Annotated in this window: 10 protein-coding genes; 7 read left to right on the plus strand and 3 right to left on the minus strand. The window is 36.5% G+C overall.

All coding sequences use genetic code 11. The annotated features are described in order from the left end of the window. Positions 1-245 precede the first annotated feature (245 nt). Both HNP25_RS01515 and HNP25_RS01520 read right to left on the minus strand, forming a co-directional pair. Positions 246-1,079, minus strand: coding sequence for a dienelactone hydrolase family protein (locus HNP25_RS01515; RefSeq protein WP_184129881.1), 834 nt, complete (start codon positions 1,077-1,079; stop codon positions 246-248). Between the two features lie 530 nt (positions 1,080-1,609). Further along, positions 1,610-1,969, minus strand: a complete 360-nt coding sequence (locus tag HNP25_RS01520; protein WP_184129204.1) for a DUF6984 family protein — start codon at positions 1,967-1,969, stop codon at positions 1,610-1,612. A 389-nt stretch (positions 1,970-2,358) separates the two neighbouring features. Here HNP25_RS01520 and HNP25_RS01525 point away from each other — a divergent pair, with 389 nt between their 5' ends. Then, complete coding sequence (locus tag HNP25_RS01525) at positions 2,359-4,671, plus strand: ATP-dependent helicase (protein ID WP_184129207.1); 2,313 nt, start codon at positions 2,359-2,361, stop codon at positions 4,669-4,671. A gap of 105 nt (positions 4,672-4,776) precedes the next feature. Here the strand turns inward: HNP25_RS01525 and HNP25_RS01530 are convergent, their stop codons facing one another. Beyond that, entirely contained in the window at positions 4,777-5,775 is a 999-nt protein-coding gene (locus tag HNP25_RS01530) for a sulfite exporter TauE/SafE family protein (RefSeq protein ID WP_184129210.1), read from the minus strand. Positions 5,776-5,855: 80 nt separating this feature from the next. Between HNP25_RS01530 and HNP25_RS01535 the strand changes: the two genes are divergently transcribed. From HNP25_RS01535 to HNP25_RS01560, 6 genes are all read left to right on the plus strand, one after another. Beyond that, entirely contained in the window at positions 5,856-6,260 is a 405-nt protein-coding gene (locus HNP25_RS01535; protein ID WP_184129213.1) for a hypothetical protein, read from the plus strand. 812 nt (positions 6,261-7,072) lie between these two features. Next, on the plus strand, positions 7,073-8,224 hold the full coding sequence (locus tag HNP25_RS01540; RefSeq protein ID WP_184129216.1) for a DUF3179 domain-containing (seleno)protein: 1,152 nt from the start codon (positions 7,073-7,075) through the stop codon (positions 8,222-8,224). Positions 8,225-8,616: 392 nt separating this feature from the next. After that, a complete protein-coding gene (locus HNP25_RS01545; RefSeq protein ID WP_221432364.1) occupies positions 8,617-9,468 on the plus strand; it encodes a transporter in 852 nt (283 codons plus the stop codon). 44 nt (positions 9,469-9,512) lie between these two features. Continuing rightward, positions 9,513-11,015 carry a vanadium-dependent haloperoxidase gene (locus tag HNP25_RS01550; RefSeq protein WP_184129222.1) on the plus strand — a complete coding sequence of 501 codons (1,503 nt, stop codon included), beginning with the start codon at positions 9,513-9,515 and terminating at the stop codon, positions 11,013-11,015. Positions 11,016-11,122: 107 nt separating this feature from the next. After that, positions 11,123-12,289: a hypothetical protein gene (locus tag HNP25_RS01555; RefSeq protein ID WP_184129225.1), complete on the plus strand. Its 1,167-nt coding sequence runs from the start codon at positions 11,123-11,125 to the stop codon at positions 12,287-12,289. Between the two features lie 672 nt (positions 12,290-12,961). Further along, positions 12,962-18,499, plus strand: coding sequence for an alpha-2-macroglobulin family protein (locus HNP25_RS01560; protein WP_229202756.1), 5,538 nt, complete (start codon positions 12,962-12,964; stop codon positions 18,497-18,499). Positions 18,500-18,610: the final 111 nt, after the last annotated feature.

The following is an 18,610-nucleotide window of genomic DNA, read 5'->3' on the forward strand; positions in this document are numbered from 1 at the left end:
TTTTTGACCGCTTTTTTGTGATTGATGAGCAATGAATTCCTACTGTTTGAGCGAAGCGAGTTTAGGAATTCTTGAATTTCCTTTGTTACTTTTCTTGTTTCAAGACAAGAAAAGTAAGAATTGTACAATAATAAAGATAAAAACCTCTCAAATCGTCCTAAACCTCACTATTCTAAGAAAAAATTCGGGATGACTCATGTTTCGTAATGATAAAATTCAGAATTATACAGGTTTGATAAATCCTGCTACTTTAATTTATCTTTCAAATAAGTAATTGCCAAAGAGTATGCTTCTTCTGATGCTTCTCTGTCAAATTTTGGATTTGATGGATTGGCAAATGCGTGTTCTGCATCAAAAGATTTTACTTTTACAGATTTACCTGCCGTCGCCATATCTTTCTCGAATTGTGCAACAATCGCTGGAGAAATCCATTGTTCTTTTCCTGCAAACAATCCTAATACATCACATTTCAAAGTCTTCAATTGTTCAACATCTTTTTCTGGCATTCCATAATACATTACACAACCTACCGCTTGCTTACCTTCTAAAATAGCCGATTTTAGCGAAAGTCCACCACCAAAACACCAACCCACCGAAGCAATTTTAGCTTTCGTGCCTACATAAGCTAAAGCACCTTTGATGATAGCTTGTAAACGAGCAGGGTCAGCACCTGACATCAATGCACCAGCATCTTTAGGGTCTGTAGCGATTTTTCCATCGTACATATCAATTGCTAGAACGTTTACGTCTTTCAAATCACCATAAAATACTTCTGATTGTTTTTTGATATAATCATTCAAACCCCACCATTCTTGATATACAAATAAATACTTATTAGAAGGCTTTGCTGATTTAATCAGATAAGCATTTGCCATTTTGCCATCTGGCGTTTTGAATTCAATCATTTTTCCGCCAACAGTACTTACGTGTGTATAAGGAAGTGGGGAAAGGTGAGCCGCTTGAAATTCTTTAGTAGATGCCATCAATTGCATGTCATCTTTTGTTAATGAACAACAACTCTGTGAAAAACCAAAGTATGAAAGAGTTGTTAAAGCCAAAGTAGTCAATAGTTTTTTCATCGAAATAGATACCTCCAATCCCCGATGGAGTATTTGTTTTTGGTTTAAACGGTTCATTATTGGGGGACAGTCGATAATGAACAAGAACACTGTTGATGCACGTACATGAGATTAACGCAAGATAGCCTAAGATGGTTTTGATTGGAAAAATATTTCTGAATGGATATTGTGCTTTTTCTAATCAAGAATCAAGACAAATGATAGGAGTGAGGACTTATTTAGCACAAAGAATGGCTAAATACAAATTGCGGTTTTTTTCACTTTTGTACGGGAAATTGCGTGAAAAAGATGGGCAAGCCTATCTCCGAGATAGGATGTCCTATCTTTTTCACGCAAAAAACCGCAAAAATGATAGGTCAAGCTATCTCTGAGATAGCTTGACCTATGAAAATGATGGAATGACCTATCTCCGAGATAGCTCGTTGGTTCTTTTTGATGGATTTGTCTATGAAAAAGATAGGTTGATGTGTTTTTGAGATAGATTTTCCGTACTCTTACATACAAGGAGATTGTAGCGGAAATTTCTTAGTTTAAAGCTCAACATCATTATCAGGTAGTTCTCTCACTTCCACCTCTTCAGGCTTAGGATAAGTAATTAAAGCAGAGAAATCTACTTTCCAAAAATCTAAATCTAAGAGTTGGTTACTTTTATTTTTGGTAAGTGTTATCAATACTGGTGTTCCGTCGGTATCGGCGTATTCTACTTGTATCAAATCGCCGTCGTATTCATCTGGATTTTTATTGCCAATGCTGATACTTCCCATTTTTCCGCCTTCGTATTCAAATACTTCTTCGTCGATAGGATAGTCTTCTGTTGTAAAATTCAATTGGGCTAAAAGATGAATAATTAATGCCTTTTCGTTATCTCTTATTTTTCTGGTTTGATTCATGTTTTTTAATTGTGAATGAGTGAGTTAGTGAATGAGTGATTTTGTTGTACGAAGGTTTAGATTTGTCTTTAAATCGAAAATTGATGTAGCGGCAAACCCTTGCGGTTGCCGTACTCAAAACGGCAACCGCAAGGGTTTGCCGCTACAAAATGTTAATTTAAGAACTCATTTGAACAAAATTAAACCTTTCGTAAAGATCTAATGATTGATTGAAAATATTAATCACTCATTCACCAAATCACACAATCACTAAATGTATCAAAATTACGGCTTATTTTCTTTGATGATAAGCCTTTCAAGCTTCATTTCTAAAACAAAGCTGTGTTCATACCAAGCCCTCCCTTATTTTTTCGTAATTTTGAGGTCAATTCAAATTGAATTAAAAATTTATGGATTATTTAAAAGGATTAAACGAACCGCAACGTGAAGCGGTACAACATATAGATGGCCCTTTGATGATTATTGCAGGTGCTGGTTCTGGTAAAACTCGTGTTCTTACTTATCGCACTGCTTATTTAATCGAAAAAGGCGTTGACCCATTTCAGATTTTACTCCTCACTTTTACCAATAAAGCCGCTGGCGAAATGCGTCAGCGTATTGAAAATGCGGTTGGAAATGATGGTAAAAACCTTTGGATGGGTACTTTTCACTCGGTATTTGCAAAAATCCTTCGTTTTGATGGCAAGCATTTGGGCTATACTTCCGATTTCTCGATTTATGATACTGACGATTCTAAATCTTTAATCAGAGCAATCGTCAAAGAGCGAGGTCTGGACGATAAAGTATATAAAGCCAATGTAATTTATAACCGTATTTCTGGAGCAAAAAACCGTTTGATTGGCCCAGACGAGTACTTGAATAATTCTGTCATTGCAGCAGATGACACAGCGGCGAAGTTGCCAGAAATGGGCAAATTGTATAAGCTTTATACTTTGCGTTGTTTCCAAGCCAATGCGATGGACTTTGATGATTTGTTGTACAATACCAATATTCTCTTCCGTGACCACCCTGCGGTGTTGGATAAGTATCAACGCAAATTCAAATACATCATGGTAGATGAGTTTCAGGATACGAATATTTCGCAGTACTTGATTGTGAAGAAATTATCGGAATTGTCGAAAAATCTTTGTGTAGTTGGTGACGATGCCCAGTCGATTTACGCTTTCCGTGGAGCAAGTATTGATAATATTTTGAATTTGGAGAAAGATTATCCAAATATGGCAACCATTAAATTGGAGCAAAATTATCGTTCAACGAAAAATATTGTGGAAGCTGCCAATTCTATCATTGCCAAAAACAAAAATCAGTTAAAGAAAAAAGTATTTACAGAAAACGAAGTAGGTTCATTAATTGAACTTATCAAAGCGAGTTCAGACAACGAAGAAGGACGATTAATTGCGACGCACCTTTTTGAATCAAAAATGGCTCATGGTTTGAGAAATACCGATTTTGCTATTTTGTATAGAACCAATGCACAGTCAAGAGCTTTTGAAGAATCGCTTCGTAAACTGAATATCAAGTACAGAATTATCGGTGGTTTGTCTTTCTACCAACGTCGTGAAGTAAAAGATTTATTGGCGTACTTCCGTTTTGTGGTGAATCAAAAAGACGAGGAAGCATTTAAAAGAATCATCAATTTACCGAAAAGAGGAATTGGAGATACGACCATTGCGAAGATTGCTGTAACGGCTTCTGAAAATCAGATTTCTGTTTGGGAAGTAGTTTCAAACATCAAACAATTCCAAGCAGGACGATTTGCCGATACCATCGAAGGCTTTGCTGATTTGATAAAGTCTTTCAAAATCATGGTTGAAGTCAATAAAAAAGACGCTTATGAAGTAGCTGCGCACATTGCCAAAGCATCGGGTTTACTCAGAGAATTGCATGAAGATAAAACGGTAGAAGGACTTTCTCGCTACGAAAACGTACAGGAATTATTGAACTCCATCAAGCAATTTGTGGATGATAACGAAGTAGAGGAGGAAGATAAATCGCTTTCGAGTTTCTTGCAAACCGTTTCATTATTAACGACCGCCGATAGCGACGACCCAGATGGCGATAACGACAGAGTAACTTTGATGACAATTCACGGAGCAAAAGGTTTGGAGTTTAATCATGTGTATGTAGTGGGGATGGAAGAAGATCTTTTCCCAAGCCAAATGATGTTGCAAAGCAGAGCGGATTTAGAAGAAGAACGTCGTTTGTTTTATGTAGCCATTACTCGTGCTGAAAAGAAATTGATGATGTCTTATGCAGAATCTCGTTATCAGTACGGACGTTTGAAACCTTGTGAACCAAGTCGTTTCTTAGACGAAATCGACCCGCAATATTTGCAATTTGCTAAAAATATCCGTCGTCCAGAAGAAAAACCTGCTCCGCAAGGCTTTGTAAGAATGACCAACAGAGAACAAAAAGCCCCTGATTTTGGTACTTCAAACAAACCAACTTCTACGGCAAGTCTGATAGCCAAACCTGCGGCTCGTCCTGTGGTTGGTAATACTTATATTCCTTCGCAAGATTTTGTACCAAGCGATACCAAAAATTTAGTAGAAGGCGACAGAGTAGAGCATTTAAAATTTGGTTTCGGAAAAGTAAAAAAGATAGACATAAACGGAACCGACCGCAAAGCAGTCATTCAATTTGAAGGAACAATTGGCGAGAAAACGCTTTTATTGAGCTTTGCTAAATTGAGGATTTTGTAGATTTTAATGTTTATCACTAGGGCTGGGCTGGACTTAAATTCCAGCCCAGCCCTAGTGATAAAATAATTTTTAATACCAATCCTCCTTTTAAGGAAAGACAAATCCCTACTCCTCCACCATCCTATTATTCTTCACATTAGCCAAATACACAAAAGTACTCAAACCCCCTACGAGTGTTATTAAACACATTATCAACTGCATTAAATTAGGTTTAATAACCCACATCGCTCCAATAAATTGAACGATTAAGATAATGTATAGAAAAGTGGCAACAGCTTTTCTAGGTACTTTATTGATGACAAAAGAACCAAGTGGTGCAAAAAAAGCCACAAAAGGAATACAAGCCAACCACATTTCAAAGGCTTCTGATTGAAAATCTTTTATTACACCTGCATGAAGGAAGAATCCTAAGATAGTCTCTAAAGTCATGATGATTACGGATGATGGCACAGCTACTTTTTCGTCGATACGATAATAAATCGTCATCAAACAGAAAGAAAAAATATTAATCCCTGTTCCGAATATAGAAGAAATCATTCCTCCGACCAATCCAAAAAAGAGTAATCTCGCCATATCCGAACGCTGGAAGGACTGAATTTTATCGAATACTGTTCGTTTCGGCTTGGTGTTTTCATACCATAAAACCAAACCAAAACTTAGCCAAAGTGACACAAAAAAGAGTTTTGCCAAAGGCGGAGAAATAAGCGGAACAATGTAATAAGTACCGAAAATCAGTCCGAAAATGCCTCCGAACGTGACATATTTAATATAATTCCACTCAACTTTTATTTTTAAGTTTAAAATCAGTAAACTTGCTGAAGTCATTCCAATACTTTGAATGGCGAAAGCAAAATTTCTAGCCACAGCAGGCGGTATTTTTAGGAGTAAAGTAAAAACAGGATAAGCAATAGCCGCACTTCCTTCGGGACTAGAACCCGCTATGAACGAACCAAAAATCATAGTAAGAATTGCATAACCATGTTTTGCAAAAATATAGAAGCTATCGGTGGATACCATGTGATATGTCCAAACACTCAATACCACTATCAAGAATGACAGGTAAAGCCAAGGTAGTTTGATTTTTTTCAGTTTGTCGGTTTGCATCAATAAAAATCTTTAATTTTACGGGGAACAAAGGTAAACGCAATTTTCAATTATAAAAATTCTCATTCAAGAGTATCAATATGCAAAATATAGAGGAAATACTTCAAAAATTGATAGCCGAGCATAATTTCTTAAAAGATATGCAAGAACGCATCGTGGGTAACCATGATATTATGATTGAAAACCAAAAGCGTAATGCTGATAATCATGATTTGGTGATTCAAAATCAATCAACGATTATCAAAAACCAAGAAATTATTGTCAACAATCAGGTAAGTATTATTCGTAATCAAAGACAAATTGCGGATAACCAAATTACGCTTTCTGTGATGTTACAAACGCAAACTCATTTGTTGAATTTAGTCAAGAAACTTTCTGGTCAGGAAGAATCTTTTGAAGATACCGAAAAGTTTGTTCAAGCTTTAAAAAGACAAACGATTGATAATTTGAACAGTCCTTCTCTGAACGACCCACAAACGCTTTAGCAAAAAAATCACTCATCATATTTTGCCAGAATGATTTACTTTATTCTGGCATTTTTTATTATTAGCTTCTTCTAAACTATCGTATCTCAATACTTCTTTATTTCCTCTTTTTTGGAAATGCAAATCTCGCTATTTATCTCTGTATAGCCAAGAAATATAATAATTCTTATAAGTAGAGCCTTTTAATTACTATTTTAAGCTCTTTTTCGGAGGTTCTTAAATTTTTAAAAATAAAATTCCATTTATGTGGATTTTAATAATGTTGTTCCACTTGTTAGAAATATTTCTATTGAATCTATCAAGCCAGAGCGAAGAAAATTGCAGAGGAAACAGGTTATGCTAATCCAATACTAATACTAAACTAAATTTCCATATTTACGGAAATAGATTTTGAAAATATTCATGTTTTCCCAGAAACGAATAAGAATTTGTCATATTAATTGCCATTTCAAGTCAAATATTCAAAAAATAGAAAAATAAGTGGAAATTTTTTCCGCTTATTTGGAAATTGTAAATTTTAGCTATTACTTTGTATCAGAAATTAGAAAAGTGACAAAAAATCTATATTTAGTCATTTTAATTTGTTTAGCAGTGGAAAATCAAAATATTAAAATTGGGGTATTACAAACTTTCCATATTTAACGAATGTGGAAAGTTTTAAAAACAAAAACCCGATTTAATAAATGATTCAAAGATATTTTAAGTATTTATAAATGGTTAATAATTCAAACTCTACTTATCAGATTGATGTGTAGAGTTTTTTCATTATTAGTCCTCAACAACATTCAAAGTATTCATTAGCCAAATAAAAAATGAAAAAACTCTTCTATCTGGGTATTATCGGACTCATCATTTTTGAGATTTTAAATGTTTATTTCATTATGCCAATGCCAGGAAGCCAGCAAATGCGAAGTATAGACATTGCTTATTTTCTTTATACTTGGCGTTGGATATTTAGAGGAATATTTGGAGTAATGATTGTGTTTGGCATTTTTCCTGCTTTTCAACAAGCTCGTTGGTTTACTCTGTTGGGTATTTTATTCGCTGCTGGTGTTTGTTATGCTTTTAATTTCAAAATGGCGGCTGATGCCATGTTTGAAGAAACCCAAGCCCTAAGCATGAAGCCTGCTAGTGAAAACCAAATAAAACTTGACAGAGTAATTATTGGCGTTGAACTCAACGGAGAAGCTAAAGCTTATCCAATTTCACAGATTATCTATCATCATCAAGTTTGTGATACTTTAGCGGGCAAGCTTATCATGGTTACTTACTGCTCGGTTTGTAGAACAGGAAGAGTGTTTGAGCCAATTGTCAATGGGAAAGTAGAGGCGTTCCGATTGGTTGGAATGGATCATTTCAACGCCATGTTTGAAGATAACACAACAAAAAGTTGGTGGCGACAAGCTAACGGTGAAGCCATCACGGGCGAGCTAAAAGGAACGATGTTGCCAGAACTTGTATCACAGCAAGTTTCCTTGGATACTTGGCTAAAAATGTATCCCACCAGTAAAATTATGCAGCCTGATTTAAAGTATAAAGAAGAATATGATAGTACTGCTAAGTATGAATCTGGGAAATCGAAAAAGAAGTTGACAGGTACTGATTCTTTATCTTGGAAAGATAAATCTTGGGTGGTGGGTATTCAGCTCTATGGCGAAAGTAAAGCTTTTGATTGGAATCGTTTGAAGAAAGAACGAATTATTCAGACCAACATTGGGAAGAAGGCTGTCATTTTAGTACTGGCGGATGATAATAAAAGCTTTTTTGCTTTCTTGAACCCAACTTCCAACGGAAAGTTTTCGGTTAAAAATGATACTTTAATCGAAAATAGAAATCGGTATAATTTAAAGGGTGAGAATCTTGAGCAGATTACTAATAAACAGGCTTCTTTGATTAGAATAAAGGCTTATCAGGAATTTTGGCACAGTTGGAAAACATTCCATCCTGATACTCAAGAATATTAATGTTCTTAATTTAAAAGTTTACAGGTGAAAATTCAATAGTTATGTATCTTCTTTCTCAAAAATTAATTTTATATTCAGTGGAATTCCATATTAATGGAAAATTGTTGTTCTTTATAGTTTTGAATTGAAGGAATATCTTTCTTATATTACTTTAGAAAGTTAACGAAAAACCTACTGTACTATTCAATACTAGTAATAAGTGTATTTTTATTTATACTTTTTTGATAAAATCATTTATTCTCAATATTTATTCCGTTTGTTTGGAAATGTTTTTTGTATTCCATAATTTTGGAACAACTTCCAATTTTAAAGAACTTAATCATTACAAAATGAAGAAACATTTACTAACGTTTACTTGTACCTGCTACTTACTATTTTTCACTAAGATGAGTTTGGCACAAACAACTCAAGACGGCTTGATGATGTCAAAAAATGAGCTGTGTTTAGTACTTAATTACGATAAAGAATCTTGGAATCAATACTGGGAAGGCGAAAGACTTCGTAATAATCCTAATATAGGTACGCTTTCTACACAAATGGCTTCGTTCATGGCAGCTTATGGTGTTACTCAAAAACTAAATGTTTTTGCCGTTTTGCCGTATATCAAAAACGAAGCTTCGGCTGGAACGATGACAGGCTTGCAAGGAGTTCAAGATTTAAGTATTGCCGCAAAGTATAATTTCTTTTCTTATGGCAAAATGCAATTATTCGGAGTAATCGGTGCTTCTGTTCCAGTTACTGATTATGTGCCTGACTTCTTGCCTTTCTCAATCGGATTACATTCTAAAACAGCTTCTGCTAGATTGATTGTACATCAATTATTGCCTTATGGTATTCATGTAACGGCACAAGGCGGTTACATTGCTAGAAGCAAAACTAACGTTGACAGAACTAATTACTATACTGGTAATGAAATAGAATATAGCCACGAAATGGCTGTACCTGACCAAGTAAGTACTTCTTTAAGAATTGGTGTAAATAAAAAAGCAGTATTGGCTGAGGCTTTTATCGACAATATTACTGCAACAAGCGGAACAGATATTCGCCGTTACGATATGCCTTTACCTGCTAATAAAATGGACTGGACTCGTGTTGGTGTTTTTGTTACTTGGCACACTCCGATTGAGAACTTTTCTGTAAACGGACATTTCTCGCATGTAATTGCGGGTAGAAACGTCGGCAAAGTGGAGGCTTCTTATGGCGCTCAATTACAATACATTTTGAATTTTAAGAAAAAGAAATAGCCTTTCGTTAGCCATTTCATTCTGACAATTATCCCCATAGCATCATGAAATCAAGAATTTTATCTATATTTTTTATTAGTCTTTTTGCATTATCTTGTTCAAAAGAAGTTGAAAGAACATCACTTCGCCCATTAGTCCCAACAAGTAATGAGCCCAACGCTGGTACTTGGAAAATGTATTTTGGTGTAGCAACCGACTATGCTATTCCAGCACCGAAAGAAACAAGTTCTGCTGAATACAAAGCTGAATTAGCAGAAGCACAGAAAGTAGCTTCAAATTTAACTGCTGAACAAAAAAGTGCATTAACATACTGGCAAGTTGGTGCCGTAGGTCGTTGGAACGAAATTGCTCGTGAACTTATCGCTAGATACAACCTTGCTCCAGAACCAAACGAAAACGGTACTTATTCAGCACCGAATTCAGCTAAACCTGATACTTTACCTTATTTCCCTTTTGCCAATCCTCCTTATGCTTCAAGAGCTTATGCTTTAATTAGTGTGGCTCAATACGATGCTTTGGTTGCAACTTGGGCTTATAAGTACAAGTACAACAGAAAAACAAATACAGATGATTTACCAGATTATCCTTCTGAAGATGCTGTTATTGCAGCTGCTTCAAGTAGAGTATTGAAGTTTTTATTTCCAGGAAGTTATCCAACGCAATTGATTGATAACCGTTATGAAGAAGGTCGTAAAGTAGGCATTTGGGCAGGTAAAAATGTACAAAGTGATGTTGATGCCGCAGATGTTTTAGGAAAAGCCGTTGCTGATAAAATCATTGCTTATGCAAAAGCTGACGGAACAGGTTCGGCGGGAGGAAACCTTACTATTCAAGCACAAATGGCTGAATCTGCTATGGCAAGAGGATTAAAAACTGCTTGGAAAAGTCTTGATATTCCTGCTCGTCCGGGAATGTTAATGAAATTTGGAGAAGTAAAAACTTGGAACTTCGATAAAGCTACTCGTGATGCCATTCGTCCTGCTGCTCCTCCTGCATTAGATTCTGAAGCTTTCAAAAAAGATTTAGCAGAAGTAAAACATTACGCAAACAATATTACTCGTAAACAATGGTCGATTGTACAATTCTGGGCAGATGGCTTGGGTACTTCAACACCTCCAGGACACTGGAATCAGATTGCAATGGATTTAATCAGAGAGGCAAGTATGTCTGAAATCAGAACAGCAAGAGCTTTGGCATTGATGAATACTGCTATTCATGATGCGGGTGTTTGTTGTTGGGATACCAAATACTACTATTTTTATCCAAGACCCAACCAAGTTGACCCAAGTATCAAAACTGCGACAGGAACACCGAATTTCCCAAGTTTTACCTCTGGTCACGCAACATTTTCGGCAGCTGCGGTTTCTGTACTTTCCTATATCTTTCCTAGCCAACAAACTAGTTTAGATGCAATGGCAAAAGAAGCTTCTGAATCAAGAATTTATGGAGCAATTCACTATCGTTTTGATAGCGAAGTAGGTTTAGCTTGTGGCAAGAAAATCGGTGATTTCGCTGTAGCTCGTGGTAAAGCTGATGGTGGCAATTAGTGAGTGATGAATTGGGAATGTTGAATTGTGAGTTTTCGTATTTCACAATTCAATATTCACAAAGAAATAGAAAATTCTTCTCTTTTAAATATCTAAAAACAATCTCTATGAAAAAAACTTTACAATCTTTGACACTTGCCGCTATTGTTTTGTTCGCCAACGAACAAGCTAAGGCACAAGGTTGTGTTGCTGTTCGTCAGATGGGCGGAATCAATGCGATGTCGGCTTCATCTTCTTATAACCTCTCAAAAGGTGAATTTCAAGTAGGAGCAAACTACCGTTACTTTCACTCTTGGCGTCATTTTGTGGGTACTGAAGAACAACCGCAACGGCAAACATTAGGCAATGCCGTTAATATTTACCAACATGCTGTTGACATAAATGTTTCTTACGGACTTTCAAGCAGATTACAGTTGAATGCAACTGTTCCTTTTCTTGAAACCGAACGTTCACAAACACTTACTTTAACTGCTGATGCTGCTACGAAGAAATTAACTCGTTATAGTGTAAGTGCTGGAGGTTTAGGGGATGTTCGTTTTGGAGCAAATTATTGGTTAATTAAACCAGAAAATGCACACAAAGGAAATATCATGATTGGTGCGGGTATCAAATTAGCAACGGGTAGTTATACTGCTACTGATGATGCACTGCAAACAGATGGAACAAAGAAAAATGTAGTGATGGATCAAGCCATTCAACCGGGTGATGGTGGTGTTGGTTTTTCTATTGAATTTCAAGGATTCAGACAATTGCACAGAAATATCTATGGTTTTGCCAATGCTTATTATTTGTTTAATCCACGTGAATCAAATGGTTCTTTCAAATCAGCACCCAAAGCGGGTTTAGATGGCTATAATATTTATGCTTCGCCAGACCAATACTTCGCTCGTGCAGGGCTTACAACAGCCGTTGGTAAACACCAAAATCTAGCGTTCTCATTAGCAGGTAGATTTGAAGGAATTCCTGCTTATGACGTCTTCGGTGGACAAGTAGCCTATCGTCGTCCGGGTTATGTAGTAGCCGTTGAACCAGGTGTTACTTACCGTAAAGGACAACATACTTTTAGTTTGTTTGTGCCTTATAACTTTATCAAAAATCGTATTCAAAGTGCTGCTGATATTGCAGACCAAAACTTACAAAATTCAAAAATTACTGATCCAACAAAATACGTTCATGTACAAGGCGATGCCGCTTTTGCCGATTATTCAATCAGTTTAGGTTATTCATACAGAATTGCTAAAAAAGCAAAAGTACCTACTTGGAAAGTAAACTAACACTATAAAACATCCCATCGTTTAACCTTTAAAATATTTAACATATCCAAAGAGATTATTCCGAAAGGAGTAGTCTCTTTTTGGTTTTTAGGATTTATCCGTAGGTCGAGTTTCCAAACGACTAAAATCTGTTGGGGCAAAATGATGCAATGAAGGAATGGAGTGGACTGGTTAGGAAACCAGCCACGGGAAGAAGAAAACCCACCAATCTATCTTTTTTATAGCCAAACCTATCGAAAAGAACCAATAACCCATCTCCGAGATAGGTCATTCCATCTTTTTGATAGAACGTGCTATCTCCAAGATAGCTTGACCTATCATTTTTGCGGTTTTTTGCGTGAAAAAGATGGAACATCCTATCTCCGAGATAGGTTCGCCTATCTTTCTCACGCAATTTCCCGTATAAAAGTGAAGAAAACCGCAAATTTAAAGTTCCAATAATTATTTGACCATCAATTGTTTGGCTCTAGTAAATAGTTAAATAAATGCGAATAAAAAACCTTCTTTCAAAATTTTACCCTAATTCTCGCTACAATTGACCGTTTACTAATTTTATAGAAAGATTTATGCCTAAAAAATTGAAAATCAATCAAAGTTTTCTGAACTTCTCAGCAGTTTTTAATAAACCCATTGTATTCTGTTTTTCGATTTCCAAAATCGACTCAAAGCTCTATGAAAACCTCTTTCTCTCGCCCTAAATCGGGTCTCTACTTCCTGCTCATTTCTTTCTTTTTGTTGTTTTCTTGTTCAAAATTTGGGGATGTTTCTATCCGAAATATGAATTTTGAAGATGAGGTTCAGCTTACTCAGAACCTTGTGTTTACTTTCAACAAGGATTTGGTCAAAGAATCAGATTTGAATACTTGGTCGTCTGAACCTCTGATTGAATTTTCGCCAAAAGTAGAAGGTAAATTTAAGTGGACTGCCACCAACGAATTAGTATTTTCGCCTGCTGTGGGTTTTGAACCTGCTACCGATTACTCAGCAACAGTGTTAAAAAGTATTTTGACAAAAGCTGAAAAAGATTTAGGCTTGGATGTGGATAAAATCAAGTTTCATACGCCTTATTTGAAAGCAGAAAATGTAGAAGCGTTTTGGACAAAATCAAGAGAAGACGGGCAGGCTTCGGCGATGTTGAAAGTGAATTTCAATTATCCCGTCAATCCACAAGAGTTAGCCAAAGTATTGGTTGTGACCGACGAAGACGGCAAGCCACAGGATTTTCAAATTACGCAATCGGGTGCTTTGTCGAATGTGTTGGTAAAGCTGAAAAATCAAAGTAATGCCAGCGGAAAATCTTTTAAAATAACCATTGAAAAAGGACTTTCAATGCCCAATTCTACTTTTGAAACTTCAGAAGAATTGAGTTTAGAAACGACTTTACCCGATATTAAAACCTTAGAAATTATTGACGTTCAGCATGGTTTCGAGAATAACCAAGGTTTTATAAAAGTAATTACCAACCAAAGTGTGTCGGCAGAACGTTTGCAAGAAATGTACTCAGTAACGAGCGATGGTGGCGAAAAACAGCAAGAAACCGTTGAAGAAGCCGTTGTAGAGTACGATTCTACGGGAAATCCCATCGAAACAAAAACCGTATCTGTAACGCCAGAAAAGAATAATCCAACACTCACAACGAAAGTAGAAACGATTGAGAATGGGTTTATTATTCGTGGAGATTTCAATGAAAGTGATAATTATATTCTGACAATCAATAAAAATATTAAAGGAGTACTCGGAGCAAATTTGTCAGATGAATACGTGAAAGATTTGTACTTCGGACAAATGCCTGCTTCGATTGGTTTTGTGAATAAAAAAGCCATTTACTTGTCGTCGAAAGGAAGTAAAAATATTGCTGTCAATATCGTTAATACACCCAAAGTAAATGTAAGAATCGCCAAAGTGTATGAAAACAACATTTTGCATTTTATGAAGAATGGGCGTTATCAGGATTATAACGACTACAACGAAGAAACAGGCGAATACAAAGCAGGTTCGTTTATGTACGATACAGATGAATCGGGGCAATATTCGGATGTGATTGTAAATAAAACTGTAGAAACGTCTAACCTTGCCAAAACAAAAGGCGTGCGTGCCTTGAATTTATCTTTGCCCGAACAAAATAATATCAAAGGCATTTATTTAGTCAGTTTGAATTCAAACGATGAGTATTACAACAGTGCGACCAAACTGGTAAGTATCTCAGACATTGGTTTAATCATGAAAACTTCTGAAAATGAAGTAGTGGTTTTTGCTAATTCTATCAAAACAGCAGAACCCTTACGAGATGTAGAAATCCGTTTGGTTTCAAGTAATAATCAAACCATTCAAACGGCAAAAACAGATTCAAAAGGCATTGTTACTTTCAAAGATTTAAAAGCTTCTGGCTTTAAAGTAGCGATGATTTCTGCTCATACGCCCGACGATTTCAATTACTTATTGATGGATGGCTCGCAAGTAGAAACCTCTCGTTTTGATGTAGAAGGCAAACGAGATAATACTTCTGGTTTTGAGGCTTTCGTTTACGGCGACCGAGATATTTATCGTCCGGGAGAAACCATCAACACCAATACAATCATCCGTAAACAAAACTGGGAATCGGTTGGAGAAATTCCTGTGAAAATTCGTCTTTTATTACCAAATGGACGAGAATTTAAAAGCTTTAGAAAAGAAACCAATGCACAAGGGGCAGTGGCTTTATCTATTCCAACCAATACTTCTGCCATTACGGGAACTTACGTATTGGAAGTACTGAATGCCAACGATGTTTTGTTGGCTTCCAGAAATATTGCGATTGAGGAATTTATGCCCGACAGAATTAAAGTAGAAGTAAAATCGGGCAAAGAATTTTACCGAAATGGCGAAACTGTACAAATTTCAGCTACAGCTTTAAATTTATTTGGGCCGCCTGCTGCTGATAGAAATTACGAAATGCAGTTTAAACTAAAACGTAAACGCTTTGAAGCAAAAGATTTCAAAAACTATATTTTTGACATTCAAGACAATACCAATTTTGAAGACATAGCTCGTGAAGGTGTAACAGATGCCAACGGAATGTTCAAAGAAAACTTCCAAATTCCTGCTACTTACAGCAATATGGGCGTACTGGAATCCAAAACTTTTGTGACTGTTTTTGATGAAACGGGTCGCCCAGTGAACAGACTCAAGAAGTTAGACATTTTTACACAAAGTGTTTTTTACGGAATCGGAATGCCCGATACATACATAAGTACCAACGTTCCCGTTCAGATTCCTTTGGTGGTGGTAAATAAAGATGGAAAACTAACGACTGCGAAAGGCAAAGTAGAAATTGTCCGTTTTGAATATCAGACTGTTATTCAGAAAAATTCAGATAATACTTTAAAATACTCTTCAAAAAAACAGACGAAAGTCGTGTATTCAAGAGCTTTATCGTTTGATAATGGTAAAACTACTGTGGCTTACGCTCCGCCAGTTTCGGGAGAATACGAAGTAAGAGTACACAGCGAAGGAGCGAAATCTTGGACGGCACAAAGTTTTTATGCTTATGGTTTTGGCAGTACACAAAACAGTTCTTTTGAAGTAAACAACGAAGGACAAGTAGAAATGGAATTTGATAAAGAAAAGTACAATGTAGGCGACAAAGCCAAAGTACTTTTCAAAACGCCTTTTGCTGGAAAACTGATTGTGACGGTTGAGCGAAATCACGTGTTAGAAAATTTTGTGATTGAAACTGACAAAAAATCGGCAGAATTGAGTTTCCCAATTCGGAAAGAACATTTGCCCAATGTGTATGTTTCGGCTACGCTGATTCGTCCTTTGGATGATTCAAATTTGCCGCTGACGGTGGCACATGGTTACGCTCCTGTGATGGTGGAAGATGTTGATAATCAATTACCGATTGAAATTGTGGCGGTTGAAAAATCTCGTTCAAAAACCAAACAAAAAATAACGATTAAAACCAAAGCCAATACAGAAGTAACGATTGCGGTAGTGGACGAAGGCATTTTGCAATTGAAAAATTTCAAAACGCCCGACCCTTACAATCATTTTTACCAAAAACAGGCTTTAGAAGTAAATAGCTTTGATTTATATCCTTTCCTTTTCCCAGAATTATCTATTTCAGGGAGTTCGTCGGTAGGTGGTGATGGTTATGATTTGGAAAAAAGAGTCAATCCATTAATCAACGGCAGAGTAAAATTAGTAGCGATTTGGTCGGGCATTGTGAAAACTGGTTTTGGTGGAGAAACTACTTTTGAAGTCGATATTCCACAGTTTTCTGGCGATTTACGCATCATGGCGGTTGGCTACAAAGACGAAGCATTTGGCTCGGCTACCAAAAACATGAAAGTTGCCGACCCATTGGTGGTAAGTACTGCTTTGCCAAGATTTGTTTCGCCTAATGATGAAATACAAGTACCCGTAAACATCACCAATACTACCAAACAAAATGCTTCGGTAAGTGCCAATATTACTTTATCGGGCGGACTGACGGTTACGGGACAAAGAACGCAAAATTTGGTAATTCCAGCAGAAAAAGAAGGTAGAACTTACTTCTCTGTAAAAGCAGGAGCAATGACGGGCAATGCCGTAGTAAACGTTACAGTAAATGGTTTGAAAGAGAAGTTTACTGAAAAGATTGATTTAACCATTCGTCCAAGTACTTCTTTACTCAAAACGGCTGTTGCTGGACAAGTAAATGGCGGCGGAACGGCTACGGTAAATTTGGTACATGATTATTTACCAAACAGTATTAGTTCTGAAATTACCTTGAGTAAATCGCCAATGGTGCAGTTTACCAATCAGTTCCAAAGTTTGTTAGATTATCCTTATGGTTGCGTAGAACAAACTACGGCTTCGGCTTTTCCACAATTGTACTTTGCCGATTTAGTAAAACAAATTCAGTCGGGCAAAAAGCCTTATATGAAAACAGGCAACAATCAGTTGAATCCACGCTTTAATGTAGAAACTGCCATTCGTAAATTAGAAACGATGCAATTACCAAGTGGAGGAATGTCGTACTGGCAAGGTGGCGAGCGTGAATCTTGGTGGGGTTCTGCTTTTGCAACGCACTTTTTGTTGGAAGCTCAGAAAAATGATTTTGAAGTAAATAATACCACTTTGGGCAAATTGATTGAGTACCTCAGCAATCAATCTAACACGAAAAAGACCGAAAACGAATATTATTATCAAGGAAGTGGCTTTACGACTAAAGTAATTGCAAGCCGAGAAACCATTTATAGTTTGTACGTTTTGGCTTTGGCGGGCAAACCCAACCGTTCGGTAATGAATTATTACAAAGCCAATCCGAATATTTTAACAACCGACGAAAAGTATTTATTAGCGGCAGCTTATAGTTTGATTGGCGATGTAAGAAGTTACTCAGCCATTTTACCGAAAAGTTATGCTTTTGAACAAACTGAAAAGCAATCTGGTGGAAGTTTCAGCTCGCCTATTAGAAATCAGGCTTTGGTATTAAATACTTTGATTGATACCGACCCGAATAATATTCAAATTCCGACTTTGGCAAGACAACTTTCCACAGTACTCAAGCAAGAACGTTGGCTAACGACGCAAGAGCAATCTTTTGCCTTTTTAGCTTTGGGTAAATTGGCGAAAAAAGCCAACGTAAGCAACATTACTGCTTCGTTGATTGCCAACGGAAAAGTGGTAGGTAATTTTACGGCAAAAGATTTATTAGTAAAAAATGTCGCTAATCAGTCCCAGATTCGCACGCAAGGAAAAGGTACTTTGTATTACTTCGCTCAAGCAGAAGGTCTGAGTGCTTCGGGTAAATACGAAGAAACGGATAATATTTTGAGAGTGCGTAAGCAATTCTATACTCGTTCTGGACAACCTTTGGGCGAAGCTAAATTCAAACAAAATCAGTTAATTGTGGTAAAAATCACTTTATCCACATCGAATGGTTTGAATGTGGATAACGTAGTGGTTACGGATATGCTTCCAGCAGGTTTGGAAATTGAAAACCCAAGATTGAATGCTGATAGAGATTTAGTATGGATAAAAGACCAAAGTACGCCAGAGCATTTTGACATTCGAGACGATAGAATTAATTTCTTCACCAATGTTTCGGATAAAACTCAAACCTTCTATTATTTGGTAAGAGCAGTTTCAAAAGGGAAATTCCAAATGGGACCAGTTTCAGCAGATGCCATGTATCGTGGAGAGTACAGAAGTTATTCAGGCGGAGGTATTGCGGTGGTGGAGTAAAGCTTTCGGTTTTCAGCTTTCGGTCATCGGCTAATTAAAACAAATCTAAGGGGAAAATTATTGGATAAATTTTCCCCACTAAGATTGAAGAAAAACAATCACTCATTCACA

This window comes from Arcicella rosea (assembly GCF_014204325.1).
Taxonomy (GTDB): domain Bacteria; phylum Bacteroidota; class Bacteroidia; order Cytophagales; family Spirosomataceae; genus Arcicella; species Arcicella rosea_A.

Excerpts from the sequence above, each read along its gene's own strand:
- HNP25_RS01515 (WP_184129881.1), bottom strand. The coding sequence starts at position 1,079 with ATGAAAAAACTATTGACTACTTTGGCTTTAACAACTCTTTCATACTTT.
- HNP25_RS01520 (WP_184129204.1), bottom strand. The coding sequence starts at position 1,969 with ATGAATCAAACCAGAAAAATAAGAGATAACGAAAAGGCATTAATTATT.
- HNP25_RS01525 (WP_184129207.1), top strand. The coding sequence starts at position 2,359 with ATGGATTATTTAAAAGGATTAAACGAACCGCAACGTGAAGCGGTACAA.
- HNP25_RS01530 (WP_184129210.1), bottom strand. The coding sequence starts at position 5,775 with ATGCAAACCGACAAACTGAAAAAAATCAAACTACCTTGGCTTTACCTG.
- HNP25_RS01535 (WP_184129213.1), top strand. The coding sequence starts at position 5,856 with ATGCAAAATATAGAGGAAATACTTCAAAAATTGATAGCCGAGCATAAT.
- HNP25_RS01540 (WP_184129216.1), top strand. The coding sequence starts at position 7,073 with ATGAAAAAACTCTTCTATCTGGGTATTATCGGACTCATCATTTTTGAG.
- HNP25_RS01550 (WP_184129222.1), top strand. The coding sequence starts at position 9,513 with ATGAAATCAAGAATTTTATCTATATTTTTTATTAGTCTTTTTGCATTA.
- HNP25_RS01555 (WP_184129225.1), top strand. The coding sequence starts at position 11,123 with ATGAAAAAAACTTTACAATCTTTGACACTTGCCGCTATTGTTTTGTTC.
- HNP25_RS01560 (WP_229202756.1), top strand. The coding sequence starts at position 12,962 with ATGAAAACCTCTTTCTCTCGCCCTAAATCGGGTCTCTACTTCCTGCTC.